This is a genomic window from Erwinia psidii (assembly GCF_003846135.1).
In the GTDB taxonomy this organism is placed as follows: domain Bacteria; phylum Pseudomonadota; class Gammaproteobacteria; order Enterobacterales; family Enterobacteriaceae; genus Erwinia; species Erwinia psidii.
In genome coordinates this window covers 54,758-80,359 of sequence record NZ_RHHM01000014.1, presented here as the reverse complement: position 1 = coordinate 80,359, position 25,602 = coordinate 54,758, and the positions used below count along the sequence as shown (strand labels likewise).

The 25,602-nt window shown below is 49.8% G+C and carries 22 protein-coding genes; 6 read left to right on the top strand and 16 right to left on the bottom strand.

Going from position 1 to position 25,602, the window contains the following annotated elements; translation table 11 throughout:
• Positions 1-61: 61 nt before the first annotated feature.
• The 7 genes from lepB to rpoE form a co-directional block, all read right to left on the bottom strand.
• Positions 62-1,021 (bottom strand): signal peptidase I, encoded by a 960-nt coding sequence (lepB, locus tag EB241_RS16570; protein WP_124234216.1) that lies wholly within the window; start codon positions 1,019-1,021, stop codon positions 62-64.
• A 26-nt stretch (positions 1,022-1,047) separates the two neighbouring features.
• The gene (gene lepA / locus EB241_RS16565; RefSeq protein WP_124234215.1) at positions 1,048-2,847 is read right to left on the bottom strand and encodes a translation elongation factor 4; all 1,800 of its coding nucleotides are present in this window, start codon (positions 2,845-2,847) and stop codon (positions 1,048-1,050) included.
• 300 nt (positions 2,848-3,147) lie between these two features.
• A complete protein-coding gene (locus EB241_RS16560; protein WP_124234260.1) occupies positions 3,148-4,233 on the bottom strand; it encodes an ABC transporter substrate-binding protein in 1,086 nt (361 codons plus the stop codon).
• 300 nt (positions 4,234-4,533) lie between these two features.
• On the bottom strand, positions 4,534-4,992 hold the full coding sequence (gene rseC / locus EB241_RS16555; protein WP_124234214.1) for a SoxR-reducing system protein RseC: 459 nt from the start codon (positions 4,990-4,992) through the stop codon (positions 4,534-4,536).
• Positions 4,989-5,942, bottom strand: a complete 954-nt coding sequence (gene rseB, locus EB241_RS16550; protein WP_124234213.1) for a sigma-E factor regulatory protein RseB — start codon at positions 5,940-5,942, stop codon at positions 4,989-4,991. The genes rseC and rseB overlap by 4 nt, the downstream gene beginning before the upstream one ends.
• A complete protein-coding gene (rseA, locus tag EB241_RS16545) occupies positions 5,942-6,592 on the bottom strand; it encodes an anti-sigma-E factor RseA (RefSeq protein WP_124234212.1) in 651 nt (216 codons plus the stop codon). The genes rseB and rseA overlap by 1 nt, the downstream gene beginning before the upstream one ends.
• A 30-nt stretch (positions 6,593-6,622) precedes the next feature.
• Positions 6,623-7,198 carry an RNA polymerase sigma factor RpoE gene (gene rpoE / locus EB241_RS16540; RefSeq protein WP_124234211.1) on the bottom strand — a complete coding sequence of 192 codons (576 nt, stop codon included), beginning with the start codon at positions 7,196-7,198 and terminating at the stop codon, positions 6,623-6,625.
• 467 nt (positions 7,199-7,665) lie between these two features.
• On the opposite strand from rpoE, the gene nadB reads away from it, so the two are divergent.
• Complete coding sequence (gene nadB / locus EB241_RS16535) at positions 7,666-9,258, top strand: L-aspartate oxidase (RefSeq protein WP_124234210.1); 1,593 nt, start codon at positions 7,666-7,668, stop codon at positions 9,256-9,258.
• Here nadB and trmN read toward each other — a convergent pair whose 3' ends face one another.
• Complete coding sequence (gene trmN, locus EB241_RS16530; RefSeq protein ID WP_124234209.1) at positions 9,259-9,996, bottom strand: tRNA(1)(Val) (adenine(37)-N(6))-methyltransferase TrmN; 738 nt, start codon at positions 9,994-9,996, stop codon at positions 9,259-9,261. It lies immediately after the preceding gene.
• 132 nt (positions 9,997-10,128) lie between these two features.
• Between trmN and srmB the strand changes: the two genes are divergently transcribed.
• The gene (gene srmB, locus EB241_RS16525; protein ID WP_124234208.1) at positions 10,129-11,460 is read left to right on the top strand and encodes an ATP-dependent RNA helicase SrmB; all 1,332 of its coding nucleotides are present in this window, start codon (positions 10,129-10,131) and stop codon (positions 11,458-11,460) included.
• Between the two features lie 135 nt (positions 11,461-11,595).
• Here srmB and tyrA read toward each other — a convergent pair whose 3' ends face one another.
• Together tyrA and EB241_RS16515 are read right to left on the bottom strand one after the other, a co-directional pair.
• Positions 11,596-12,717 (bottom strand): bifunctional chorismate mutase/prephenate dehydrogenase, encoded by a 1,122-nt coding sequence (gene tyrA / locus EB241_RS16520; RefSeq protein ID WP_124234207.1) that lies wholly within the window; start codon positions 12,715-12,717, stop codon positions 11,596-11,598.
• A 2-nt stretch (positions 12,718-12,719) separates the two neighbouring features.
• Positions 12,720-13,799, bottom strand: a complete 1,080-nt coding sequence (locus EB241_RS16515) for a 3-deoxy-7-phosphoheptulonate synthase (protein WP_124234206.1) — start codon at positions 13,797-13,799, stop codon at positions 12,720-12,722.
• A gap of 930 nt (positions 13,800-14,729) precedes the next feature.
• Between EB241_RS16515 and EB241_RS16510 the strand changes: the two genes are divergently transcribed.
• Both EB241_RS16510 and EB241_RS16505 read left to right on the top strand, forming a co-directional pair.
• A complete protein-coding gene (locus EB241_RS16510; RefSeq protein WP_124234205.1) occupies positions 14,730-18,080 on the top strand; it encodes a M66 family metalloprotease in 3,351 nt (1,116 codons plus the stop codon).
• Positions 18,081-18,352: 272 nt separating this feature from the next.
• Positions 18,353-19,045: a CTP synthase C-terminal region-related (seleno)protein gene (locus EB241_RS16505; protein ID WP_124234204.1), complete on the top strand. Its 693-nt coding sequence runs from the start codon at positions 18,353-18,355 to the stop codon at positions 19,043-19,045.
• 70 nt (positions 19,046-19,115) lie between these two features.
• On the opposite strand, the gene rplS is transcribed toward EB241_RS16505, so the two are convergent.
• The 5 genes from rplS to ffh all read right to left on the bottom strand — a co-directional run bounded on the left by rplS (position 19,116) and on the right by ffh (position 22,630).
• A complete protein-coding gene (gene rplS / locus EB241_RS16500; RefSeq protein WP_124234203.1) occupies positions 19,116-19,478 on the bottom strand; it encodes a 50S ribosomal protein L19 in 363 nt (120 codons plus the stop codon).
• 32 nt (positions 19,479-19,510) lie between these two features.
• Complete coding sequence (gene trmD / locus EB241_RS16495) at positions 19,511-20,293, bottom strand: tRNA (guanosine(37)-N1)-methyltransferase TrmD (protein ID WP_124234259.1); 783 nt, start codon at positions 20,291-20,293, stop codon at positions 19,511-19,513.
• A gap of 35 nt (positions 20,294-20,328) precedes the next feature.
• The gene (rimM, locus tag EB241_RS16490) at positions 20,329-20,877 is read right to left on the bottom strand and encodes a ribosome maturation factor RimM (protein WP_124234202.1); all 549 of its coding nucleotides are present in this window, start codon (positions 20,875-20,877) and stop codon (positions 20,329-20,331) included.
• Between the two features lie 18 nt (positions 20,878-20,895).
• Positions 20,896-21,144: a 30S ribosomal protein S16 gene (rpsP, locus tag EB241_RS16485; RefSeq protein ID WP_124234201.1), complete on the bottom strand. Its 249-nt coding sequence runs from the start codon at positions 21,142-21,144 to the stop codon at positions 20,896-20,898.
• 124 nt (positions 21,145-21,268) lie between these two features.
• On the bottom strand, positions 21,269-22,630 hold the full coding sequence (gene ffh / locus EB241_RS16480; RefSeq protein WP_124234200.1) for a signal recognition particle protein: 1,362 nt from the start codon (positions 22,628-22,630) through the stop codon (positions 21,269-21,271).
• 159 nt (positions 22,631-22,789) lie between these two features.
• Here ffh and EB241_RS16475 point away from each other — a divergent pair, with 159 nt between their 5' ends.
• Positions 22,790-23,581 carry a cytochrome C assembly family protein gene (locus EB241_RS16475; protein ID WP_124234199.1) on the top strand — a complete coding sequence of 264 codons (792 nt, stop codon included), beginning with the start codon at positions 22,790-22,792 and terminating at the stop codon, positions 23,579-23,581.
• Between the two features lie 25 nt (positions 23,582-23,606).
• Positions 23,607-24,893, top strand: a complete 1,287-nt coding sequence (locus EB241_RS16470) for an HlyC/CorC family transporter (protein ID WP_124234198.1) — start codon at positions 23,607-23,609, stop codon at positions 24,891-24,893.
• 49 nt (positions 24,894-24,942) lie between these two features.
• Here EB241_RS16470 and luxS read toward each other — a convergent pair whose 3' ends face one another.
• Positions 24,943-25,458, bottom strand: coding sequence for an S-ribosylhomocysteine lyase (gene luxS, locus EB241_RS16465; RefSeq protein ID WP_124234197.1), 516 nt, complete (start codon positions 25,456-25,458; stop codon positions 24,943-24,945).
• Positions 25,459-25,602 lie beyond the last annotated feature (144 nt).

Here is a 25,602-nt window from a genome sequence, read left to right as displayed (position 1 = left end):
GACTGTTTCGTGTGCAGTGGCCCGTGAGGGCCACCTTTGCTTAAATAACCTCAGAAGGCGATTAATGGATGCCGCCAATTCGGCTCAGGCGGACACCGGTTGGCCATTGTCCTTCCTGCTTCTCAAAGCTCATCCAGATAGCAGTTGCCTTACCCACCAGATTTCTTTCAGGAACGAAGCCCCAGTAACGGCTATCTGCACTGTTGTCACGGTTGTCGCCCATCATAAAATACATGCCGACGGGCACAACCCAGCTCGATACTGGCTGACCTGGTTGCTGATAATAGGAGCTTGCCTGACTTTGTGCCTGTGTGACCAGCAGGATCCGGTGGGTCACATTATCTAAAGTTTCGTTACGGGTTGCCAGACGCAGGCCGCCACGCATTGATTCTCCCTGAGGCATCTGATAGAAACCATTCCCTACCTCATTGCCATCAAAACCGCTGAAAGTCTGAATGAAATTACTGGGTTCAACCTCAGAATAAGTGATTGGCAACGCCGTACCGCAACTTTTCCCTGTTGCACAGGCCGGATTGACGGTTACGGTTTTATTCTGCGGATTATAGGTAACACGGTCGCCAGGCAAACCAACGACACGTTTAATATAATCCACGCTGGGGTCTTTTGGGTATTTAAACACCGCAATATCGCCGCGCTCAGGATGACCGGTTGGAATAAGTGTGGTCTGAGTGATTGGATCTTTAATACCGTAAGCGAACTTTTCCACCAGAATAAAGTCGCCTATCAGCAACGTCGGCATCATCGAGCCGGACGGGATCTGAAAAGGCTCGTAGATAAAGGACCGCACGACAAACACCAGCAGCAGCACAGGAAAAACAGAGGCTGCCGTTTCAATCCAACCCGGCTGTTTTGCTGCCATTTTATCAGCGCCATCCGTATGACTGGTCGCATTAGCCGCTTTAGCTTTTCGGGCCGGTGCCCATTTAATTTTATCCACACACCAAATAATACCGGTGAACAATGTTGCTATCGCCAGAATCAGGGCGAACATATTAGCCATTACAGTTCCCTCGCAGCCTTTTGGCTTTATTTACTGTCTTTACCGACATGGAGAATAGCAAGGAACGCTTCCTGAGGTAGTTCAACGTTACCCACCTGTTTCATGCGCTTCTTACCGTCTTTCTGTTTTTGCAACAGCTTCTTCTTACGGCTGACATCGCCGCCGTAGCATTTAGCCAGTACGTTTTTACGCAGCTGTTTCACGGTAGAACGGGCAATAATGTGATTACCAATCGCCGCCTGAATCGCGATATCAAATTGCTGACGAGGAATAAGATCCTTCATCTTCTCCACCAGATCCCGGCCACGATATTGCGAGTTGTCACGGTGGGTAATCAATGCCAGAGCATCGACGCGCTCACTGTTGATCAGGACATCGACACGTACCATATCGGAAGCCTGGAAGCGTTTGAAATTGTAATCCAGCGAAGCATATCCGCGAGAGGTGGATTTCAACCGGTCAAAGAAGTCGAGAACCACTTCCGCCATCGGGATCTCGTAAGTGAGCGCAACCTGGTTACCGTGATAGACCATGTTGGTTTGCACACCCCGTTTTTCGATGCAGAGGGTAATGACATTACCCAGATATTCCTGCGGCAACAGCATATGGCATTCCGCAACAGGCTCACGCAATTCTTCAATGTTATTGAGTGGGGGTAACTTGGCCGGGCTGTCAACGTAAAGCGTTTCACGGGAAGTGGTAAGCACTTCGTAAACCACCGTTGGCGCAGTGGTGATCAGATCCAGATCGTATTCGCGTTCCAGCCGCTCCTGGATAATCTCCATATGCAGCAGGCCGAGGAAACCACAGCGAAAACCAAAACCCAATGCGGTGGAACTTTCTGGCTCGTAAAACAGAGAGGCATCATTAAGGCTAAGTTTACCCAATGCATCCCGGAAAGCTTCATAATCGTCAGAGCTGATGGGGAACAGCCCGGCGTAAACCTGTGGCTTCACTTTTTTGAAGCCCGGCAGCGCTTTTTCCGCAGGATTACGGGCCAGCGTCAGCGTGTCCCCCACCGGCGCGCCCAAAATGTCTTTAATTGCACAGACCAGCCAGCCTACTTCGCCACAGTTCAGCACATCACGATCAACACGTTTAGGTGTAAAGATCCCGAGACGATCGGCATTGTAAGTCTGTCCGGTGCTCATCACTTTCACCTTATCGCCTTTACGCAAGGTGCCATTTTTGATTCGAACCAGAGAAACCACGCCGAGGTAGTTATCAAACCAGGAGTCAATGATCAGCGCCTGTAACGGCCCTTCCGGGTTACCTTCGGGGGCAGGAATATCGCGGACCAGGCGTTCGAGCACATCCGGCACACCTACTCCGGTTTTAGCCGAGCAGCGCACCGCATCAGTAGCATCAATACCAACGATATCTTCGATTTCCTGGGAAACGCGATCGGGATCGGCTGCCGGAAGGTCAATCTTGTTGAGCACCGGTACCACTTCCAGATCCATTTCCATCGCGGTATAGCAGTTGGCCAACGTCTGTGCTTCAACCCCCTGACCGGCATCAACCACCAGCAGTGCACCTTCACAGGCCGCCAGCGAACGGGAAACTTCATAGGAGAAGTCCACATGGCCGGGCGTATCGATAAAATTGAGCTGGTAAGTTTCACCGTCTGGCGCGTGATAGTCGAGCGTCACGCTTTGCGCCTTGATAGTAATACCGCGTTCACGTTCCAAATCCATTGAATCCAGAACCTGGGCTGCCATTTCACGTTCGGTCAGACCACCGCAAATCTGGATCAGCCGATCGGAAAGAGTCGATTTGCCATGATCGATATGAGCAATGATAGAAAAATTTCTTATGTGCTTCATTTATATGGATTTTTCGCTTAAAACGTACGATTTAATTCTCGCGATGGAAACAGCCATTAGCATCGGCTTACATCCACCCGCCGTTAATGAGCACGCATCTTACACTGTTAGCCCCCATCACGAAAGAATTCACATATATCAGAACGTATCAGATTCGGTATCAGGACATGAAAAGGAGGTGAAATATTCATTTGTCTTCATTTGGATAAGACCCGTGCCATTTGCCATGATTTTAAGCCTAAAAAGGCTGCCAAAGCAGCCTTAAAAGCAAGTCAAACCGTAGACATACCGACCACAAGATTAAGGTTTAGCGGGCAACGTCACCCAGTAACCAGGTTGGTAATCCAGCGGCAGAAAGCGCTGATGGAACTCACGGAACGTAGCATCAGGATCAATATCGGCAAACAGATCGGGATGCAGCCATTTCGCCATGACCTGTATTGCAATAAAGTTATACGGACTGTCATAAAACTGATGCCAGATTGCATGGGCATTTCCGTTAGTGGCAACCGGCAGTGTTCTGAACGCAGGACGAGCCATCAATGCAGTCAGTCGCTGTTTTGCCAGCGTCAGGTCCGCACCGGGCCCAACACCTACCCAACCGTTCGCCGTATTGTAATTTTTCCAGTTGGCGCCCGTCACAATGACTACATCGGGTCTGGCGCTGATAATCTGTTCAGGATTGAGGGTGCCAAACGTACCTGGGATCAGATTTTTGGCGATATTAATGCCACCGGCCACTTCCACCATACGGCCGAAGTTTTCATCACCAAATGACATACAGCATTCATCGCTGTAGCCACCGGCACGGTCGAGCATAACCGTTGGTTTCTTGCCGTGATAATTCCTGAGCCTGTCCTGTACAATCGCTATCTGCTTGTTACGAAATGCGATGATCTCTTCTGCGCGTTGTGGCTTGCCAAGCAACTGTCCCATTATCCTGATACTTTTATCAGCATTTTCGAAGGGCTTATCACGGAAATCAATAAAGACGACGGGGATGCCTAACCGATCGAGCTTTTCAATCAACTTTCCTTCGTCTGTTGCCGCTTTTGACTCAAGATTCATCAGCACCAGATCGGGGTGCAGCGTCAATGCCTGTTCTACGTTAAACGTTCCCTCTTTTGCGCCACCAAAAGTTGGCAGCTTCAAAAGTTGCGGGTATTTGTTTTTATAATTTTGATAGCTGTCGAAATCTGCCTTTGGCAGGTCATCGCGCCATCCAACCACACGTTTAAAAGGATCCTGGGTATCAAATGCCGCCAGCAGATAAATCTGTCGACCTTCGCCAAGAATAACCCTTTTAACTTCTGATTTAATTTCTACCTTGCGCCCGCTGACGTCTTCCACCACAAATGGTGCGGCCAACGCACTTCCGGCCAACATCAGGCCAGCGAAAAAAACTCCACATCTCGCCAAAAACAACGACATAACACCCCCACAGTCAATCCTAATGATAATCATTATCACCAGAGAGCATGCATGCTACGATGTTGTTAAATTTAAAACAATATGTGTCAGAAAATTTCATACATTTTCAAAAGAGACGGGAAATGAAGTTGCCCATATTCGCAGTTAATAAACCACTTCATGCCGGCGCAGGTTAATAAACATTTGAAAAATGTGGGACAGAGAGAAGCGAGAAACAGTTTGCTACCCCAACAGCGACAGCAAACTGAAAGCAGATCAAGAGCGGACGTTTAACACATCTGGTGGCAGTGAAACACTGAGGATCACCGGCTGAAAGGAGGCTGATTTACTTAACAAGGCTGAAATACCTTTTGCCACGATAAAGCCTCCGCATCCACCCAGGGCAGCCCCGGCAGCGGCAGCAAGGTCGCTCTGAAACAGCATCTGAAACAGACCTGCACAGAGGAACAGCCCTAGCAGAGGTGTCATATATATCAACACCGCCGAACTCAGTAAGCTTTTCTCTTCAATACCCACTTCAATGCGCTGCCCCGGTTTAAGAGGTTCAGCACTGGCGATTTTCATCACGTGAGCGTTTTTTGGTCCAAGCTTATTAAGCATGTGGCTGCCACAGCCTTTCCGCGCTGAACAGCTGCTACAGGAGGTTTTCATTTCTGAGTGCAGTGTTGCGATGCCGTCCTGCCAGGAAACCACCGTGGCCCATTCTCTCATCATTGTGCCGATCTCAGGTTGATGCCATCCGCTATAAGCTTGGCAGTAGATGGGGGCAATTCGCCAACCACCGTGATTTCTGTATTGTCACGTACTGCAGTCTGGACCGTGCGACGCCCGGTGCGCAGGAGCTGAGAATTGCTGTTTTTATCTGCCGCGGTAACGTTAATTGAGAAGCTAAACAATCCATCCGAATACAGGCGTGACTCAACGGGTTTGTTCAGTGAGGGGATCTGTCTGCGACTCTGCATCACTTCCTTCATCCCTTCCGGCAGCCAGCCAGGCGTCCAGCTAAAATTGACTTTTTCATTGCTGGGTAGAGGCATGGAGGGAGGAAGATTTACCTTTTCCAATCCCTGCATTATTTTCTGCACGCCATCATCGACGGCAAAGCTCACCACCCTGTACTGTTCCAACGTTTCACCATCGCGATCGAGGAGATCGACGCGCAACGGCAGACGTGTATCAGTGTCGAGCCAGACGATATAGCTGTAACGGGTACCGTCACGCGCGACAATTCTTATTACCTCACACACCTGATCGGCAATGCGGGTTCGTCCCACCGGGACAAAATCATAAAAGGCGGCGAGCTTCGGGAAATTCGCATACACCAGTGAAGGTAGTGCATCAACAATGTGCTCTCCTGTCAGGGTGAAGGGCGACAGACCTGGCTCAAAGTAGCTGACTTCATTGCCACGCTGAATAATTTCACGACGTGGACCGTCCATAGGCAAAAGCTGGGCGTAGACTTGGTTATTCAACACAGCATGTCGATAACGCAGTGATTCGATGCCAAGTCTTGAGACGTTGATATAGGCAAGTTCATAACTGAGAGACTGGCTGGCCTGCTCCATTTGTTGCAATAAAGCCCCGGGGGTGGTTTCCGCCAGGGCAACGCTGGAATGTATCAGGCTACCAGCCATCAGACTGATGGCACACCAAAGCTGCTTCATTACTGCTGCTGAATTCCTAACGACTGATTACCCGGAACCTGAACAGCCGCCTGCTGACCTGTATTCTGATCGAAATGGAGTTGATCAGAATGCAAGCGACGTTGCAATTCATAATCCTGAAGCATCGCATTAATGCGGCGACGCTGTTCCTGCACCTGCTGAGGTGCATTGCTGCTGATTACATTTTCAGACGGCACGCCAAGGCTCACAGGTGAAGCCTGTCCCATCATTGGCAGCGTATTAAACACCGGAGAGTCAGACTGTGTTTGTGCACTCTGAGGCTGGTTGTAATGCTGCACGCCTACAATCACCGCCAGAGAAACACAGGCCGCAACGCCCACCTGAGTTATCTGAGCAGCCCACGGACGCACTTTATGCCAGAAAGGCATGTGAGTGTAACGTTCTGGTGTGGGTTGCTGCTCAGGGATTAGCCGGGAGGTTTTGTTCAACGGCTCATTTTCAATCGCTGCCGCCACTCGGGCTGAGATATCAAAATGAATAACCTGTCCAATCTCGCCACGCAGGGTATCACGGATGAGGTGATAGCTTTCCCAGTGTTGCTGTAGCCCGACATCTTTAGACAGTGCGGACAAAACTTCGTTATCCAAAGTTTCGCCGTCCATTAAAGCGGAAAGTTGCTCTTTCTGCATGCCTCAATACCCTTCCTGTATACGCTATTGCTAGCGCTGGATAAGTGGTTGAATTTTATTATCAATAGCTTCACGGGCACGAAAAATTCGCGAACGCACCGTGCCTACCGGACACTCCATGATAGCCGCTATTTCTTCATAGCTGAGACCGTCCAGCTCACGTAGAGTGATTGCCATACGAAGATCGTCAGGTAATGTCTCTATGGTGCGAAAGACCATCTGTTTCAGTTCTTCAGACAACATTAAGTTCTCAGGGTTCGAAATTTCTTTCAATCCACTGGCACTTTCGAAGTTTTCAGCATCGATAGCGTCCACGTCACTGGAAGGTGGACGGCGCCCCTGAGCCACAAGGTAATTTTTGGCCGTATTCACGGCGATACGATAGAGCCATGTATAGAAAGCGCTGTCGCCACGGAATGATTCCAGCGCACGATACGCCTTAATAAATGATTCCTGGACTATATCAGGCACATCTCCCGAAGGGACATAGCGGGAAACCAGGCTCGCCACTTTATGCTGGTAACGTACAACCAGTAAATTGAATGACTTCTGATCTCCCTTCTGAACTCGCTCTACGAGAACCTGATCCGTTAACTGCTCGCTCATCCGAGGTAATGTCTCCCCCAATATATTTCCACGCGACTCCCAACACCCAACAACACCCTATATCTGTCGAGCAAGCTTGCGCTTAGAGTGATTATCATATGTGAAGTTCCATTGCGCTGTTGTATTTATATTGCAGATGCAGGGTGAGATGAAACCCGCGGTCGTTTTTATGATTTGTGCTGTCAGGGGCCAACGCGTCTTCAATATGATTATCCCCTGGCGTATAGCCTCTCATTAACGCCGCAGATTACCCCATGAAGCCTGTTTTTTCATCTTTAAATCACGCGCATTTAAAGCTGTTCGCAATATTAAACCTTTTTTTACCAAAAAATGAGAAACCTGCCTGATTTCTGGACCTCTATCTCCATGATTGCAGCCAACAGGCTTAAAAAATAACAAAAAGACTTTTTACCAAAAAAAGTTGGGTGGTATGCTCCACACACAACTTGTTTAGTAAATTAAACAAAATGAACTCTTCTTCGGATTACACTTGTGACATTTTGATTATCGGCAGTGGTGCCGCCGGGCTCTCACTGGCACTCCGACTGGCCGACAAAAACCAGGTTACCGTACTGAGTAAGGGGCCGGTGAACGAAAGTGCCACCTTTTATGCTCAGGGGGGTATTGCCGCCGTTTTTGACCAACGCGACAGCACAGAGTCACATAGCGCGGACACGTTGACAGCCGGTGACGGCCTCTGTGATCGTCAGGCCGTTTCATTTATCACGCGTAATGCCAGGCACTGCGTGGAGTGGTTGATCGATAATGGCATGTCGTTTGATAAAGAAAGCCACGAAAATGCTTACCACCTTACGCGTGAAGGCGGCCACAGCCACCGTCGCATCCTGCACAGTGCAGATGCAACTGGCCGCGCAATGGAAAATACGCTGGTCGTTCAGGCGCTACGTCATCCTAATATTCATCTGTTCGAACACCGCAATGCGATTGACCTTATTACCTCTGACCGAATTTGTCTGCCGGGTAAACGGCGCGTCATTGGTGCATATATCTGGAACCGAAAACGCCAGAAGGTAGAAACCTGTCGTGCCCGCGCTGTTGTGCTGGCAACGGGCGGAGCAGCCAACGTTTATCGGTACAACACGAACCCGGATGTCGCTACCGGTGACGGCATCGCCATGGCGTGGCGTGCGGGTTGCCGTGTGGCAAATCTTGAGTTCAATCAGTTTCATCCAACCTGCCTGTTTCATCCTGATGCGCCGAACTTTCTGTTGACGGAAGCTCTGCGCGGTGAGGGAGCGCTATTAAAACGACCTGACGGCACGCGATTTATGCCTGATTACGACCCGCGCGCCGAACTCGCTCCCCGTGATATCGTGGCGCGTGCTATTGATCACGAAATGAAACGTCTGGGTGCAGATTGCATGTTTCTTGATATCACCCACAGATCAGCCGAATTTATTCGTGCCCATTTCCCGACCATTAGCGAGAAACTGCGAATTCTCGGCATTGACCTGACCAGAGAGCCAGTCCCTGTTGTTCCGGCAGCCCATTACACCTGCGGCGGAGTGATGGTCAACCAGCAGGGCCGAACCGATTTAAGTGGTCTTTATGCCGCAGGAGAAGTCAGCTGCACCGGTTTACACGGTGCCAACCGTCTGGCCTCCAACTCATTGCTGGAGTGTCTGGTTTATGCCTGGTCGGCAGCAGAAGATATTCAGCACTATTTACCAACCGTGACATCATCTTATGCACTGCCGGACTGGGATGAAAGGCGGATGGATGATTCAGATGAGCAAATGGTAATACAGCACTACTGGCATGAGCTGCGGCTGTTGATGTGGGATTACGTCGGGATAGTTCGCTCCACTAAACGTCTGGAGCGCGCCAGGCGTCGTATTACCCTGATTCAGCAGGAGATGGACGAATACTACGCTCATTTTCATATTTCCGACAGTTTGCTGGAACTGCGTAATCTGGTTCAGGTTGCGGAACTGATTGTTCGCTGTGCCATGGCAAGGAAAGAGAGCCGTGGCCTGCACTATACGTTGGACTATCCGCAGAAGTTCAGTAAAGCAACGCCAACAATACTGGTGCCATAATCAACGAAACAGGTAAAAATCTCTCGTCAGGCTGCAATGCGCCTCGGAATAACGTCGATCTGGCCCACGAATGGTCATGCGATCGATAAACGGTTCGCCCGGTACAGGGGAAAGCGCCAGTAGTACACGATTTGCTGGACGTCGGTCATTGTCAGATATATCGGTACGCAAATGCAGATACCAGCCTTGCTGCTCTGCCATCGCAACCAGCGCATTGCCTGCGGGTTCAGGCAGAATCACCGCAAAATAGCCATCTTCGGCGATCAGTTCGCCAGCACATGTCAGAAGCGCATCGTGCGTCAGCCCGGCGGTGGAACGTGCTGCCGCCCGTTCAGGTGTCGCACACGCAACGCCCGCGCTAAAATAGGGTGGATTGCTGACAATGAGCGAGTAGCGATGTTCGCAATTTTTCGCCCACGGCAAAATATCAGCCTGACAGATATTAATCCGTTCGGCCCAGGGGGATGCCGCCGCATTTTCCTGCGCCTGACCAGCAGCCTGCTCGTCGAGCTCAACAGCATCAACAACCACGTCCTGTGTGGTTCGCTGTGCCAGCATCAGCGCAATAAGGCCGCTACCGGTGCCGATGTCCAATATCCGCCGGGCGCCCGCAACCGGAGCCCAGGCACCCAGCAGCACGCCATCAGTACCGACCTTCATTGCACAACGATCGTGGGCAACGAAAAATTGTTTAAAGGTAAAACCGTCGGCGCGGAGAGCCACTTTCTGTTGAGACATTTTACTGGCCTGCAAAGGAAACGGCGCTAGCATAGGACAATTGATGTCTGAGGAAAAGTCATTCAGGGCACACAAACAGATGAAGATCCTGTTCATTCTGTCTATAATCAGCGCCCCAAGCTGAGGTAGACCATGACTGTAACCACTTTTTCCGAACTAGAACTTGATGAAAGCCTGCTGGATGCCTTGCAGGAAAAGGGCTTTACCCGCCCTACTGCCATTCAGGCCGCTGCAATCCCGCCTGCACTGGAGGGTCGTGACGTTCTCGGTTCGGCACCAACCGGTACAGGCAAAACGGCCGCCTACTTGCTGCCTGCATTACAACATTTACTCGATTTTCCGCGTAAAAAATCAGGCCCGCCACGTATTCTTGTGCTGACACCTACCCGCGAACTGGCCATGCAGGTTGCAGATCAGGCTCGCGAACTGGCAAAACATACTCATCTTGACATTGCGACCATCACAGGTGGCGTTGCCTATATGAATCATGCTGAGGTGTTCAGTGAGAACCAGGATGTGGTGGTCGCCACCACCGGCCGCCTGTTGCAATATATTAAAGAAGAAAATTTTGACTGCCGGGCAGTTGAAACGCTGATCCTTGACGAAGCAGACCGTATGCTGGATATGGGGTTTGCTCATGATATCGAAACCATTGCTGCTGAAACCCGCTGGCGTAAGCAAACGCTGTTATTTTCCGCCACGCTTGAAGGCGAGGCAATCAAAGACTTTTCCGAGCGCCTGCTGAACGACCCCGTTGAGATTGAAGCCGATCCCGCACGTCGTGAACGCAAAAAAATTCAGCAGTGGTATTACCGCGCTGACGATACGGCACACAAGACCGCGTTGTTGATCCATCTGCTCAAGCAGCCTGAGGTCACCCGCTCGGTCATCTTTGTGCGTAAACGTGAGCGGGTTCACGAACTGTGTGGCTGGCTGCGTGATGCCGGGATCGGTACCAGTTATCTGGAAGGTGAACTGGAACAATATAAGCGAAATGAAGCAATCAAGCGGGTAGTTGATGGTCGTGTGAATGTGCTGGTCGCTACCGATGTGGCTGCCCGCGGTATCGATATTGATGACGTCAGCCACGTCTTTAATTTTGATATGCCCCGCACGGCGGATACCTACCTGCATCGCATCGGTCGCACCGGCCGCGCCGGTAAAAAAGGCAAAGCCATCTCGTTGGTGGAAGCACACGACCACCTGTTGCTGGGTAAAATCAGTCGCTATATCAATGAGCCTCTGAAAGCACGGATCATTGACGAATTACGGCCAACTACCCGTGCCCCGAGTGAAAAACAGAACGGTAAGCCATCAAAGAAAGCACTGGCAAAACGTAAAGAGAAGAAAGAAAAAAACAGTGAAGCGGCTAAGCCCCGTATCAAAAAACGTCATCGCGATACCAAAAATATAGGTAAACGCCGTAAGCCAAGCGGTGCCGGTAACACAAATAGCAGTGAGTAATCTCCGAGACAGCCGATAAGCCAACGCTATCTGATTGGCAGACAGACCTGCAACAGCCCCCAAATTGGGGGCTGGACGGTTAAGACTGTGAAAGAAAAATGACCACAACGCTGATTTGCGAACGACCAATTTTCCTTATTGACGGCTGTCATTCGCCTGACGCAGCAGAGTCTGGCTTTCCAGTAAGAAACGGCGTGCATACTCACCAAACCAGGTCTCTACCTTACGGAAGCTGTTGATAAATTCCTGTTTATCGCCCTTCTCCAGTAATTTTATCGCCTCGCCAAAACGCTGATAGTAACGTTTAATCAGTGCCAGATTGTTTTCTGAAGACATAATAATGTCCGCATACAGTTGCGGATCCTGTGCAAACAATCTTCCCACCATCGCCAGTTCAAGGCGGTAGATGGGCGACGACAGAGCGAGAAGCTGCTCAAGCTGTACATTCTCTTCAGCCAGATGCAACCCGTAAGCGAAAGTCGCAAAATGGCGCAAGGCCTGAATAAACGCCATGTTCTGGTCGTGCTCAACAGCACTGATGCGATGCAGCCTGGCACCCCATACCTGAATCTGTTCAAGAAACCACTGGTAGGCTTCTGGTTGTCGGCCATCGCACCACACCACAACCTGTTTGGCGAGGCTGCCACTGTCAGGGCCGAACATCGGGTGCAGACCGAGCACCGGCCCACTGTGTGCTACCAGCATTGCCTGCAACGGGCTATTTTTTACCGATGCCAGATCGACCAGGATACAGTCATCCGGTAACGTCGGCAGTGCAGCAATCACCTCTTCTGTCAGATGGATTGGCACGCTGATAATCACCATACCGGCATCTGCCAGCAGAGTATTCCGTTGAGCCCACTCCTCTTTATCAAGTATCTTCACCTGATATCCTGACAAAACTAACATCTTCTCAAACAGACGTCCCATCTTGCCTTTACCGCCAACAATAACAACGGAACGCAGCCCAGGACACAGCGTTTTAAAGCCTTTATCATTTTCGCTGGAGTACGACTCACGCATGACCCGACGCAGTACATCTTCAATCAAATCGGGTGGAACGCCCAGCAATTTAGCCTCTTTGCGGCGGGAAGCCAGCATCGAGGCTTCCCGCTCAGGGACATAAATGGGTAATCCATACCGGCTTTTCACCTCACCCACTTCGGCAACCAACTGTAGCCGCCTGGCCAGCAGATCGAGCAGCGCCTTATCAACTTCATCAATTTGATCGCGTAGTGCGGTCAGTTCAGCCACCATAATTAATCCTCTTGCGACAGACGCGCCGCCAGCACTCCCCTCAGGTCCTGATTGATTTCACGCAGCAGGCTCTCCGTTGTTTCCCAGTTGATACAGGCATCAGTCACAGAAACACCGTAATGCATTTCACTTCGTGGTTGTTCAGAAGACTGATTACCCTCATGGAGATGGCTTTCCAGCATCAGGCCAATAATTGAACGGTTGCCGTCTTTAATTTGCGCGACGGCAGACTCGGCCACGCCGGACTGGCGGCGGAAGTCTTTGTTAGAATTGCCATGGCTGCAATCTATCATCAAGGAGGGATGGAGTCCCGCCTGGCTCATCTCTTTTTCACATTGAGCTACATCTTCAGGGCCGTAATTCGGACATTTCCCCCCCCGCAAGATCACATGACCATCAGGATTTCCCTGAGTTTGCAGCAGACACACCTGTCCACTCTGGTTAATGCCCACAAAGCGGTGTGGCATCGCAGCTGCTCGCATGGCATTGATCGCCGTGCCCAGACTACCATCAGTACCATTTTTGAAACCCACAGGCATTGATAATCCTGACGCCATTTCACGATGAGTCTGGGATTCTGTCGTGCGGGCACCGATGGCAGACCAGCTGAACAGATCGCCAAGATATTGCGGGCTGTTAGGATCGAGTGCTTCGGTTGCCAGCGGCAGCCCCATCTCTACCAGATCCAACAGTAGCCGGCGTGCTGTATGCAGACCCGCTTCCATATCAAATGAATTGTCCATGTAGGGATCGTTAATCAGCCCTTTCCAGCCGACTGTTGTGCGGGGTTTTTCAAAATAGACGCGCATAACAATAAACAGCTGATCCTTTACCTCCCCGGAGAGAGTCTTCAGATGACGGGCATAGTCGAGGGCAGCTTCGGTATCATGAATGGAACAGGGGCCACACACCACCAGGAGGCGGTGATCTTTGCCACTGATAATGTCAGAAATCACCTGACGGGAAGCGGCAATCTGTTCCGCCTGGGCAGCGCAAAGAGGAAATTTTTTCTTCAGCTCCTCAGGAGTAATAAGAATCTGTTCTTCTGCGATGTGTACGTTATTCAGCGCGTCTTTTTGCATAGTCATTATCCTGTTTATCTTTTTCTACTCAGGTTGGCCCCTGGTAAGCTGACGAAAACTGTATCATAAAAGGTACAGACATAAACCTGTACACGTACAAATTTTATTGCCACATAAGGATATTTATAAAATAAATAACATATATCAATAATTTACAAAGAAAAAATAAAAAATATCAATGTAAAGTTTACATTACACCTAAATGAAAATTTGTTGCTGAGTGGCAACTTTTTTTTACTTTCTAATATCTGAATCCCAGTGTGTAACACCGGCTCAAAAAAATCACTGCTCAGTTGGCCTGTTGAGTAACGTGCAGTGCCAGGAGGATTGCCAGCAAGGCTGTTCACTACCTGCTTAACCTTGCAGGGCAAAGTACTGAGAGGAATGTCGTAGAAATTCTCACCGCAACGGAAACATTGCCAGCTGCCGCCTGGCAATGAAATGTGGTGATGAATTTATGACGATTAAACATGGATTAATCGTCCTGGCCAGGGCCCTGTCGACACAGCTGTCTGTCATTTTCACCGCCATCAACATCCCCATAAAACATAATTACTTCCGGTATTGGCCTCTTTACCGGAAAAGTATTGCATGGCGAGCAGGTTTCATTCTCCAGTTATTTATCTGCAATTCGCTACCGTAATTTATTAAGGTGGCCAGAATAGTGCCATTTTAAGCCGGTAGACTCTTATCACGCATTTCACCATGCTAAAAAACGCATCATACCGAATCATTAAATATAAGCCTTAACTTTCATGGGAATGCTTTTTTTGATACGGGATGAAAATTTTTGAAATTGATTAATTTTGATCAGGAATTAAAAATAAGCATGCATCATCACAATGTTTCTCATAGCCATGAAAAAATGTTCTTACTTACTTTTTTAATAAGTAAGAACCAGTTGAGATAATTTTACATTAAGGATTAGTCATGATAATAAGTGAAGGAATGTTCAGTAAATTTTCCGGGATAAAAAGTGAAAAACTGGTTTTCAATAACAGCAATAATAACAATGATTTAGAAGGCTCTCTGGCTGCCAACGTTAAATTTGCACAAAGCCAGATTATTCCCAGCACACCTGTACCCAGCGATCCACAGCCCCATCTGGTTGCACACCGTGAAACACTGGTACTGGTCAAACCGCTGAATAATACAGAAACCTTACGCCTGACGGTCACCGGTGTAGATGGTGAAACCGTTGGGGTTATTCAATTACAAAAGCCTGAAGAATTACCCAACACGACTTACCATATCGACAATATACCTGATAATATTGATTTCACGCCTCTACCCGGCAGCACCCATACTATTACCAGTAACACTGAAATTAATGCTCTGAATAACCCTTCCGCTTCTTATCTCTTACAGCTATTGCAGCAACATACCTTCATTGAAATCCGTACCGGGAATGGTCACTGGACAAGGGATATTTACTTACCAAATAACCCAGCTCTGGAAGGAAAGGTAGTTTATATCAGCTCTACTGCGGTCTTTACTTCAAATGTTATCTTCAGTGGTCGGCGCGCGGTTATCTCAGATAAAAATAACGGGAAATTTAAATTTATATCCGGCCAGTGGATCCTGGATGCTGAACTGTTTAATCAGGGTATTATCTATGCTGAAAATACCTGGAGCGCTAAAGTTCCTGCTTTGTGGATCAAACCAGGTATCAGCATGCAGTTTGACAGCAGTAACCAAAGTGGAAAACTAAACAATATAAACGTTGGTGCTCCTGGTGAGTTGCTGATTCACACTATCGACATCGGCATGTTGACCACACCTCGCGATGAGTATGCCTTTGCAAAGGATCCTCAGGCACACCGGGAATATTTTCAGACTGTGCCGCTATCCAGACTGACAGTCAGTAATTATCAGTCGCTTCATCTGACGGAAGTCATGTTGCCTGACGGAACCTTACTGACCACCTCAGACCCAAGCATTGGGGCCTGGCACCAGGGAACCATGTGGCAACGTATTACCAGAGAACTTATTTCTCTTGGTATCAATCATGCAAATTATGGCATCAACAGTTCACCAGGCGAAGGTGAATGGACGCCTTATACTGTTGCTCAGGTAACCGCTCATAACAGCCGCGGCATTTACAGCAATGGTCTCCAGGTACACGGTGGTTACGGTGGTCCCGGTACGGCGACGCTTGACGAGTCTTTGGGCAATGAGTTCAGCCATGAAGTTGGCCATAATTACGGGTTAGGACATTTCGTTGGCGGGTTTATCGGTTCGGTTCACCGGTCTGCCGACGCACCCAACTCCACCTGGGGCTGGGACAAGGATCTGAACCGTTTCATACCCAATTTCCGGGCGGTAGTTGATCATCAGTCATCCTGCATGGCATCACACTGCCAGGCACCTTTTCATGGAAGATCTTTCGGATTTGACGCCATGTCGGGTGGTGAACCACTGTGTTCACTGAACCGCTTTACCCTTTACACACCTTATGTCGCTAAGATTATTCAGGATTTTTTGGAAAATAAAGCGGTATTTTCCCCCGGTTCCAGCACGGGCTTTAAAAAATGGAACAGCATCACCCGGCGCATGGAACCCTATGCCCTCAAGCAAAATATAATCAACGCAACCACCGCCGCTAACAGCGATTTGAGTGCAAATGCACTCACTCAGTTATTTACCCATTCGGACATGGTTCTGGTAGAAATGCGCGACGGCAGCTGGGCTCACTCAGTGAATGTGCCTCCAGCTTCACAGGCTAATAATCAGCGGATTATCACAGTCAGGAGCAGCGCTCTATGGGTCAGTCAGCTGAACATTAATGGCCAGGCTATCCCCATCCCAGGAGGATTCAGAAGAAGTTATATATCCAATGCTTCAGTATGGACCGAATGCATCATCGTCGATATGAACATGAGCAGCACGGTTGCCTCTAATAATGCTGTGAGTCAGGACGATTTAGTGGGTTATCTTACCAGCAACGACGTCGTGCGCATCGTGATGAAAGAAAATGACTGGGCAGGAGATATCCACTTTCCCGTTACATCGCAGGTGAGTGGGGAGCGGGTCATTACTATTGAAAATAACGCAGTACTTCCCGTAACGGTCCATGTAAACGGCCTGAATATGCGTATACCTTATGGTGAAAGTAAACACTACATTTCAGGAGGACACGGCTGGCGTGAAATCGCGCTACTGAAAGATATCACCCGCAATCATAAGCCTGAATCCTTTGGCGTGCCCGTCACCACGTTGGTAGGTTATTACGATCCCAAGGAGGTATTGCCTGGCTATATTTATCCTGCCATGCACGGAGCCTATGGTTTTATCTACGCCGATAATAGTAATGTAACTGACGATGCTGACTGCCAATTATGGGTAGAAACTGGCAGTAACATTCAGCGATTTAAGCTGGAAAATATCCGCCTTACCAGCAACGCCATGAATAAATTCCACATTAATATTGCAGAGTCTGATGAAATAAGAACCGTCAGGTTGGTATGCAATGGCAATGTGATCGCCAGCCGAACCATCGAACCCGCCCGTATCCCACTAACATATACCGTTAATGGTGAAATCGCTGACGACGAAAGCCAGCTTATCCTCCCCCCTCCTGCGGGACTGAGGGTAGCCAGTGCCACTACTGACAGTATCTCCCTGACCTGGAACAGGCTCGATGCCCCGGTAAAAAGTTATCGTATCTACCGTGACGGCAGTTTGCTAAATACCAGTACAGATCCCAGCTATACAGATTCCGGGCTTATGCCAGATACTCAGTTCAGCTACGCGGTGAGCGCTGTTGACAGTAACGGCCTTGAGTCTGCACGATCTGCGGGCATCACGGCGAAGACCACAACCCCCGAAGTACCTGACTCCGCGCCAACGGCACCGCGTAATTTACACTCAGTGTCAGTAACCGATAACAGTATCAGCCTGGCATGGGGAACATCTTCCGGCACGAGTGCGATACAGGATTACAGTATTTACCGCGGAGAGGGCGACAGTATCATCAATGCACTGGTGAGAGTACCCGCCTCTCAGCTAACTTATCATGATGCAGGACTATCCCCTGATACCCGTTACCGCTATTTTGTTATCGCCCGCGATACCCAGGGGCGTCTGTCAGATCAAAGCAATACACTGTCTCTTACCACTCATGCTTCTGCACATTATCCTGCGTGGGCTTTAGGCACAGCCTACAGGATCGGCGATAAGGTTCTGTATAACAACAGAGTGTGGATCTGCCGGGTGGCACATACCGCAATGTCCCCAACCTGGAATCCGGTCGATGCCGCTTCACTCTGGCTTGCCGAATGACGGAAAGCCCGTTTACGGGACGTTTAAAGCGAGGCCTGACTGAGCATTTGCAGATGGTAGTCAATCGCATGTCGTAACAGTTGGTGGTCGCTAATGATAAAGTCCGGGCAAGAAGGCCCGGACTTTTTAATGCCCGATTGGCCATCGATTATGTCTCAGGCTATCAGTGCTTCTCCGATATGGAGGCAGGCGGTGGATCGGGAAAAAAGGGTAATATTGCTAACCTGTAATGAATACTGTAGCCTCCTTATTTACCTGAACAGGAAATAAAAATGACCGCCCCCGTCCGCCTTGCCCTTGTTGGTGATTATTGTTCAGCTGCGATTGCTCACCAGTCTATCCCCCCTTCTGTTGAACTGGCCGCTGCCTCCCTGAACCTGCCCGTGACGGCAGAGTGGCTACCAACTGAATCCATCACCAACTCCGCCGTTTTAAAGCGTTTTGACGCCATCTGGGTAGTGCCCGGAAGCCCCTACCAAAACGATCATGGCGCATTTCTGGCTATCACTTATGCCCGTGAGAATAACGTGCCGTTTCTTGGTTCATGCGGTGGCTTTCAGTACGCCATGGTGGAATATGCCCGCAATGTCATGGGCTGGGCCGATGCAGCTCACGCAGAGACCGACAGCGAAGGGCGTCTGGTGATTATACCGTTAAGCTGCTCCCTGGTAGAAAAGACCGGTGATATCGTAATCGGTAAAAGCACCGTCATTGCCCATGCTTATGGCAAACTCAGTACGTACGAAGGCTATCACTGCAATTTTGGTGTTAACCCGGATTTTATCGCTGAACTGGAGAATTTTCCGTTGCGTATCAGTGCATGGGATCGAGAGGGGGATGTGCGCGGTATCGAACTGCCCGATCATCGATACTTCGTCGCCACCCTGTTTCAGTCTGAACGTGCGGCACTTCGAAAGGAAGTCTCACCGTTGGTAGTTGAGCTGATTAAAGCCACTCAGGGTTAATCTCCCGTTGATAAATCGCACCATAAAAAAAGGGGCCAGCCTTTCGGCCAGCCCCTTATTCACTATTAACTCAGGATGCTGCTTTAGCGCCCAGACGTTCTTTAATACGTGCAGACTTACCGGTACGCTCACGCAGATAGTACAGTTTGGCCTTACGTACGGCACCACGGCGTTTAACAGTAATGCTGTCGATAACAGGTGAGTGCGTCTGGAATACACGCTCAACACCTTCGCCGTTAGAAATTTTACGAACAGTGAATGCAGAGTGCAGACCGCGGTTACGAATAGCGATAACCACGCCCTCGAATGCCTGCAGACGTTTCTTTGAACCTTCAACGACCCATACTTTCACTTCCACGGAATCACCCGGACGGAATGAAGGTACGTCCTGTTTCATCTGCTCTTGTTCGATTTGCTTGATAATGTTGCTCATAATTTAATCTCTTATCCTGGGTAAACTGATATTCAGGCGCCGCGACTCGTGTCAGGCTGCCCATCATCGTTATGTTGCCGGATGAATTCAGCACGGAACTCATTTAGCAACCTTGCTTGCTCTTCAGTCAGAGCCAGGTTTTCCAGAAGTTCAGGTCTTCTGAGCCAGGTACGGCCCAGCGACTGTTTCAGGCGCCAACGGCGAATTTCAGCATGGTTGCCCGACAGTAAAACTGGCGGAACCTCCATTCCTTCCAACACTTCAGGGCGGGTATAGTGCGGGCAATCCAGCAGTCCGTCGGAAAACGAATCTTCTTCGGCTGACGCCTGCTTCCCCAGTACGCCGGGTATAAACCGGGCGACCGAGTCAATCAGCGTCATTGCTGGCAGCTCCCCACCGCTGAGTACATAATCACCAATCGACCATTCTTCATCGATATCGGTTTTAATTACGCGCTCATCAATCCCTTCGTAACGACCACACACCAGAATTAACTTCTGACTGGTCGCCAGCTCGCAAACCCCATTTTGATCGAGTTTGCGCCCCTGAGGCGAAAGATAAATCACCTTAGCGCCCTCTCCTGCCGCTGCTTTTGCTGCGTGGATGGCATCCCGTAAGGGCTGAACCATCATCAACATCCCCGGTCCGCCACCGTAAGGACGTTCGTCCACGGTTCGGTGCCGGTCATGAGCAAAATCACGAGGACTCCAGCTTTGGATGCTGAGCAGGCCATTTCTTACTGCCCGGCCAGTTACCCCGTAGTCGGTAATCGCGCTGAACATCTCAGGGAACAGGCTGATAATGCCTATCCACATCGACTGTACCGGCGTATTACTGCTTTGTTCGGGGTTCAAAAACCAGGATCCCAATCTACCTGAATAGTGCGGGTAGTGAGATCGACATTCTTGATAACCTGTCCATCAAGGAACGGAATCAGCCGCTCCTTCGCACCAAATGCATCCTTCAGGTTCGCCTTCACGACGAGAACGTCGTTAGAACCGGTTTCCATCAGCTCTGTGACTTTACCGAGTTCATAGCCCTGGGGGGTAACCACCTGGCAGCCAATAAGGTCTTTCCAGTAATAGTCACCGTTGTCCAGCGCAGGCAACTGCTCAGAATCCACGACAATTTCACAGTTAGTCAGCAGACCCGCAGTATCACGATCGTCAATGCCTTTGACTTTGATGATCATGTCCTGATTGTGGCGCTTCCAGCCTTCCAGCTCGATAAGCTGCCATTGACCCGCCCGTTGAATAAACCATGGCTGATAGTCAAAAATGCTTTCGGCATCTTCGGTGGAGGAAAACACTTTGAGCCAACCACGGATACCGTAGGCCGATCCCATCTTTCCCATAATTAATGGGTTAATGGGCGACGACGCGGCGAGTTGCTTGCTCATGTTGACCACCGTGACAGATTAAGCTGCTTTCTTAGCTTCTTTGATCAGCGCACCAACGCGATCAGAGAGAGTAGCGCCCTGGCCAACCCAGTGCTCAATGCGGTCCAGATCCAGACGCAGTGCTTCAGCCTGACCAGATGCGATCGGGTTGAAGAAACCAACGCGCTCAATAAAGCGACCATTACGAGCATTACGGCTGTCAGTAACGACTACCTGATAAAACGGACGCTTTTTAGCGCCGTGACGTGCCAAACGAATTGTTACCATAACATCCTCTTTAGTGAATAAAACAACCGGGCCCCATTGAGGGAACGGGGCCCGGATGCAATATAAAAAGCCCGAAAATTTTACTCATTTTGGCGCAAAAAGCAATCTAATTCGCGTGACTGATTTAGCGACCGGGGAAGCCCGGCGGCATCATCCCCTTCATGCCACGCATCATCTTCGCCATACCGCCCTTCTTCATTTTTTTCATCATTCGCTGCATGTCGTCAAACTGCTTCAACAGGCGGTTGACATCCTGCACCTGCATTCCTGACCCGGTGGCGATACGACGTTTACGGGAGCCTTTGATGATTTCTGGCTTTTCGCGCTCTTTGCGGGTCATGGAGTTGATCATTGCTTCCATCCGTACCAGCACTTTGTCATCCATCTGCGACTTGACGTTATCCGGCAGCTGTCCCATCCCCGGCAGTTTGCCCATCAGGCTGGCCATACCACCCATGTTACGCATCTGCTTTAGCTGCTCCAGGAAGTCATTCAGGTCGAAACCGTCACCCTTTTTCAGTTTGCTGGCCAGTTTCTCTGCCTGGGCGCGGTCAACCTTGCTTTCAATATCTTCGATCAGCGACAGTACATCGCCCATACCGAGGATACGTGAGGCGATGCGGTCCGGGTAGAACGGCTCAAGGGCTTCCGTTTTTTCACCAACCCCCATAAATTTAATCGGTCTGCCGGTAATATGACGGATTGACAGCGCTGCACCGCCACGGGCATCACCATCAACCTTGGTCAGTATCACCCCCGTTAGCGGCAGCGCTTCGTTAAACGCCTTCGCCGTGTTGGCAGCATCCTGACCGGTCATGGCGTCAACCACAAACAGGGTTTCAACCGGGTTAATCGCGGCGTGAACCTGTTTGATTTCGTCCATCATCGCTTCATCTACGTGCAGACGACCCGCGGTATCAACCAGCAGCACATCGTAAAATTTCAGCTTCGCCTGCTGTAGTGCATTTTTTACAATATCAACGGGTTTCTGGCTCAGATCGGAGGCACAGAAGTCGACTCCAACCTGTTCAGCCAGCGTTTCCAGCTGTTTAATTGCCGCGGGACGGTATACGTCAGCAGAAACAACCAGCACTTTTTTCTTGTGCTTTTCACGAAGGAATTTACCCAGTTTACCAACGCTGGTTGTTTTACCTGCACCCTGCAAACCTGCCATCAACACTACGGCAGGTGGCTGTGCGGCCAGATTGAGCGTGTTGTTTTCCGATCCCATCGCGGCGACCAGCTCATTCTGAACAATTTTTATAAATTCCTGACCGGGCGTAAGACTTTTATTAACATCCTGTCCCACCGCACGCTCTTTGACGCGATTTATAAACTCACGGACTACGGGCAGCGCAACGTCAGCCTCCAGCAGTGCCATGCGAACTTCACGCAGGGTGTCCTTAATATTGTCTTCTGTCAGCCGTCCACGGCCGCTAATATTGCGCAGGGTTTGCGACAATCTGTCGGTTAAATTATCAAACATCGTCTCTCGCTCACGTAATGAGAGGTCGCCAGGCGACACAATGAAGCGAATTATAACATGAAGGAAGGGCGATCTCAGCCTTCTGCGTTGAGATCGTTTGGAGCCGACCGCTGCTGGCGCTATACTGCATTTTTGCTTACCGGTACCAGATAACTTTCTATGTCCGTATTTCCTGTTCTGGCGCTGTTCGCCTACTCCTTCAGCCTTGCGCTTATTGTTCCAAGCCTGTTGCGTAAGCAAAGTACCTGGCGAAGGCTGGCGGTAATTTCCGCCATCGCAGCACTGATTTGCCACGGCATCGCACTGTACCAGCGTATTTTTGCAACGCCAGGCGGACTCAATCTCAGTCTGTTGAACATAGGTTCACTGGTTAGCCTGCTGATTTGCGCCATCATGACCATTGTTGCCTCCCGCAACCGCGGCTGGATACTGCTACCTATTGTTTACAGCTTTGCATTAATCAACCTGGCTTTCGCCACCTTTGTACCGAATGCATTCATTACTCATCTGGAAACCACGCCAGGAATGATGATACACATCGGTCTGGCACTGTTTGCTTACGTGACACTGATGATCGCCGCGCTGTATGCTCTACAGCTGGCATGGATAGACTGGTTGCTTAAGAATAAAAGACTGACCCTCAGCAACGACATTCCCCCTTTAATGACCATCGAACGCAAGATGTTTCACATTACCCAAGTGGGCGTGGTGCTTTTGACCCTGGTACTGTGCACCGGTTTATTCTATATGCATGACCTTTTCAGCCGTGAAAATGTTGATAAAGCGGTGCTGTCAATCCTGGCCTGGTTCACCTACATCGTTCTGTTCTGGGGGCACTACCATGAAGGCTGGCGTGGCCGCCGTGTCGCCTGGTTTAATTTTGGTGGGGCGTTTTTGCTGACCATGGCCTATTTTGGTAGCAGGATGTTACAACACTTTCTGACTTCCTGATCATCAACCACAAGGAATTGCTTCGTTGGAACAGGTTTCAACTACCACTTTGATTGTCATTATGGTGATGATGGTTCTGGTTTCGGCCTGGTTCGCCGGGTCTGAGACCGGCATGATGACCCTGAATCGTTACAAATTACGCCATCAGGCAAAAAATGGCAATCGTGCCGCACGCCGGGTGGAGAAGATGCTACGCCGCCCCGACCGCCTGCTGAGTCTGGTGCTGATCGGGAATAACCTGGTGAATATCCTCGCTTCTGCGTTGGCGACCATTGTCGGGATGCGTATTCACGGCGATGAGGGTGTGGCTATTGCCACCGGTATTCTGACCTTTTGCGTACTGGTTTTTGCCGAAGTATTGCCAAAAACGGTCGCGGCGCTCTACCCTGAAAAAGTCGCCTTTCCAAGCAGTATTCTGCTAGGCCCGCTGCAACTGATTATGATGCCGCTGGTTTGGTTGTTGAACACCATCACCCGCATTCTGATGCGGCTGGTGGGCATGAGAACCGAAGGTGCTATCAATTCTGCGTTAAGTAAGGAAGAGTTACGCACTATCGTTTACGAGTCCCGCTCGCTGATGTCCCGCCGTAATCAGGATATGTTGCTGTCGGTCCTCGATCTGGAGAAAGTCAACGTTGATGACATCATGGTGCCACGCAATGAGATTGTTGGTATCAACATTAACGATGACTGGAAATCCATCGTTCGCCAGCTGACCCATACGCCGCATGGTCGTATCGTGCTTTATCGCGATTCTCTTGATGACACCATCAGCATGCTGCGGGTCCGCGAAGCCTACCGGCTGATGACCGAGAAAAAAGAATTTACCAAAGAGGTTATGCTGCGTTCAGCGGATGAAATCTATTATGTCCCTGAAGGTACGCCGCTGAATATCCAGTTGGTCAAGTTTCAGCGCAATAAAAAGAAAGTGGGCCTGGTGGTCGATGAATATGGTGATATCAAAGGGCTGGTGACGATTGAAGATATCCTTGAGGAGATTGTCGGGGACTTTACCACCTCAATGTCACCAAATCTTGCCGAAGAAGTGGTGCCGCAAAATGACGGTTCGGTGCTAATTGAAGGCAGTGCCAATGTGCGTGAACTGAACAAGGCATTTAACTGGAAACTGCCGGAAGAAGAAGCCAGAACGGTTAACGGTATGATTCTGGAAGCTATCGAGGATATTCCGTTACCTAACACCACCGTACGCATCGGCAATTACGCTATCGATATTCTCGACGTGCAGGAGAACATGATTAAGCAGGTCCGCATTACGCCGCAAAAATCACTGAAGGAATCGGTAGGCTCCTGAGGGATTACCGTCCCGTAACCGGGACGGTATAAGGAACAACAGCAGAGAACTAGATGTGTAATTCCTGTAGTTTTTCTTTCGGCAAAGCCAGCTCGTCATTGTGGTTAACACGAATGTCATTGTCGATAATGTGGCGTGCGATCTCCTGCGCCTCATCAAGAGAATGCATTTCATATGTGCCACACTGATATTCGTTCAGCTCAGGGATTTTGCGCTGGTCAGACACTTTCAGAACATCCTGCATGGCTCCCTTCCAGGCTTTTGCCACACGCTGCTCGTCCGGCGTGCCGATAAGGCTCATATAGAACCCGGTACGACAACCCATCGGGGAAATATCAATGATTTCCACCCCATCACCATTCAGGTGATCACGCATGAAGCCAGCAAAAAGATGCTCCAGCGTGTGAATGCCGCGCTCAGGCATTACCTCTTTGTTTGGCCTGCAAAAACGCAGATCGAAAACGGTGATGGTATCACCATGAGGCGTTTTCATGGTCTTGGCTACGCGGACCGCGGGTGCCGCCATGATGGTGTGATCGACGGTAAAGCTATCCAGCAATGGCATATAGTCACCTCAACTAATGAATTTATTTTTCGCAACAATGAAACTTTCTCTGTCGTACAGGGTCAGAATATTTGAAAGACGCGCACTTTGTTATCATCATCCCTAACAACAGAAATGTTAATTTGGCCACAGTGATGTGGCCTT

Excerpts from the sequence above, each read along its gene's own strand:
- rpsP (WP_124234201.1), bottom strand. The coding sequence starts at position 21,144 with ATGGTAACAATTCGTTTGGCACGTCACGGCGCTAAAAAGCGTCCGTTT.
- EB241_RS16475 (WP_124234199.1), top strand. The coding sequence starts at position 22,790 with ATGTCCGTATTTCCTGTTCTGGCGCTGTTCGCCTACTCCTTCAGCCTT.
- EB241_RS16560 (WP_124234260.1), bottom strand. The coding sequence starts at position 4,233 with ATGTTGGCCGGAAGTGCGTTGGCCGCACCATTTGTGGTGGAAGACGTC.
- rseB (WP_124234213.1), bottom strand. The coding sequence starts at position 5,942 with ATGAAGCAGCTTTGGTGTGCCATCAGTCTGATGGCTGGTAGCCTGATA.
- rimM (WP_124234202.1), bottom strand. The coding sequence starts at position 20,877 with ATGAGCAAGCAACTCGCCGCGTCGTCGCCCATTAACCCATTAATTATG.
- ffh (WP_124234200.1), bottom strand. The coding sequence starts at position 22,630 with ATGTTTGATAATTTAACCGACAGATTGTCGCAAACCCTGCGCAATATT.
- rseC (WP_124234214.1), bottom strand. The coding sequence starts at position 4,992 with ATGATGAGAGAATGGGCCACGGTGGTTTCCTGGCAGGACGGCATCGCA.
- rplS (WP_124234203.1), bottom strand. The coding sequence starts at position 19,478 with ATGAGCAACATTATCAAGCAAATCGAACAAGAGCAGATGAAACAGGAC.
- nadB (WP_124234210.1), top strand. The coding sequence starts at position 7,666 with ATGAACTCTTCTTCGGATTACACTTGTGACATTTTGATTATCGGCAGT.
- trmN (WP_124234209.1), bottom strand. The coding sequence starts at position 9,996 with ATGTCTCAACAGAAAGTGGCTCTCCGCGCCGACGGTTTTACCTTTAAA.
- rseA (WP_124234212.1), bottom strand. The coding sequence starts at position 6,592 with ATGCAGAAAGAGCAACTTTCCGCTTTAATGGACGGCGAAACTTTGGAT.
- EB241_RS16510 (WP_124234205.1), top strand. The coding sequence starts at position 14,730 with ATGATAATAAGTGAAGGAATGTTCAGTAAATTTTCCGGGATAAAAAGT.
- trmD (WP_124234259.1), bottom strand. The coding sequence starts at position 20,293 with ATGTGGATAGGCATTATCAGCCTGTTCCCTGAGATGTTCAGCGCGATT.
- lepA (WP_124234215.1), bottom strand. The coding sequence starts at position 2,847 with ATGAAGCACATAAGAAATTTTTCTATCATTGCTCATATCGATCATGGC.
- EB241_RS16505 (WP_124234204.1), top strand. The coding sequence starts at position 18,353 with ATGACCGCCCCCGTCCGCCTTGCCCTTGTTGGTGATTATTGTTCAGCT.
- EB241_RS16515 (WP_124234206.1), bottom strand. The coding sequence starts at position 13,799 with ATGCAAAAAGACGCGCTGAATAACGTACACATCGCAGAAGAACAGATT.
- lepB (WP_124234216.1), bottom strand. The coding sequence starts at position 1,021 with ATGGCTAATATGTTCGCCCTGATTCTGGCGATAGCAACATTGTTCACC.
- rpoE (WP_124234211.1), bottom strand. The coding sequence starts at position 7,198 with ATGAGCGAGCAGTTAACGGATCAGGTTCTCGTAGAGCGAGTTCAGAAG.
- tyrA (WP_124234207.1), bottom strand. The coding sequence starts at position 12,717 with ATGGTGGCTGAACTGACCGCACTACGCGATCAAATTGATGAAGTTGAT.
- srmB (WP_124234208.1), top strand. The coding sequence starts at position 10,129 with ATGACTGTAACCACTTTTTCCGAACTAGAACTTGATGAAAGCCTGCTG.
- luxS (WP_124234197.1), bottom strand. The coding sequence starts at position 25,458 with ATGCCATTGCTGGATAGCTTTACCGTCGATCACACCATCATGGCGGCA.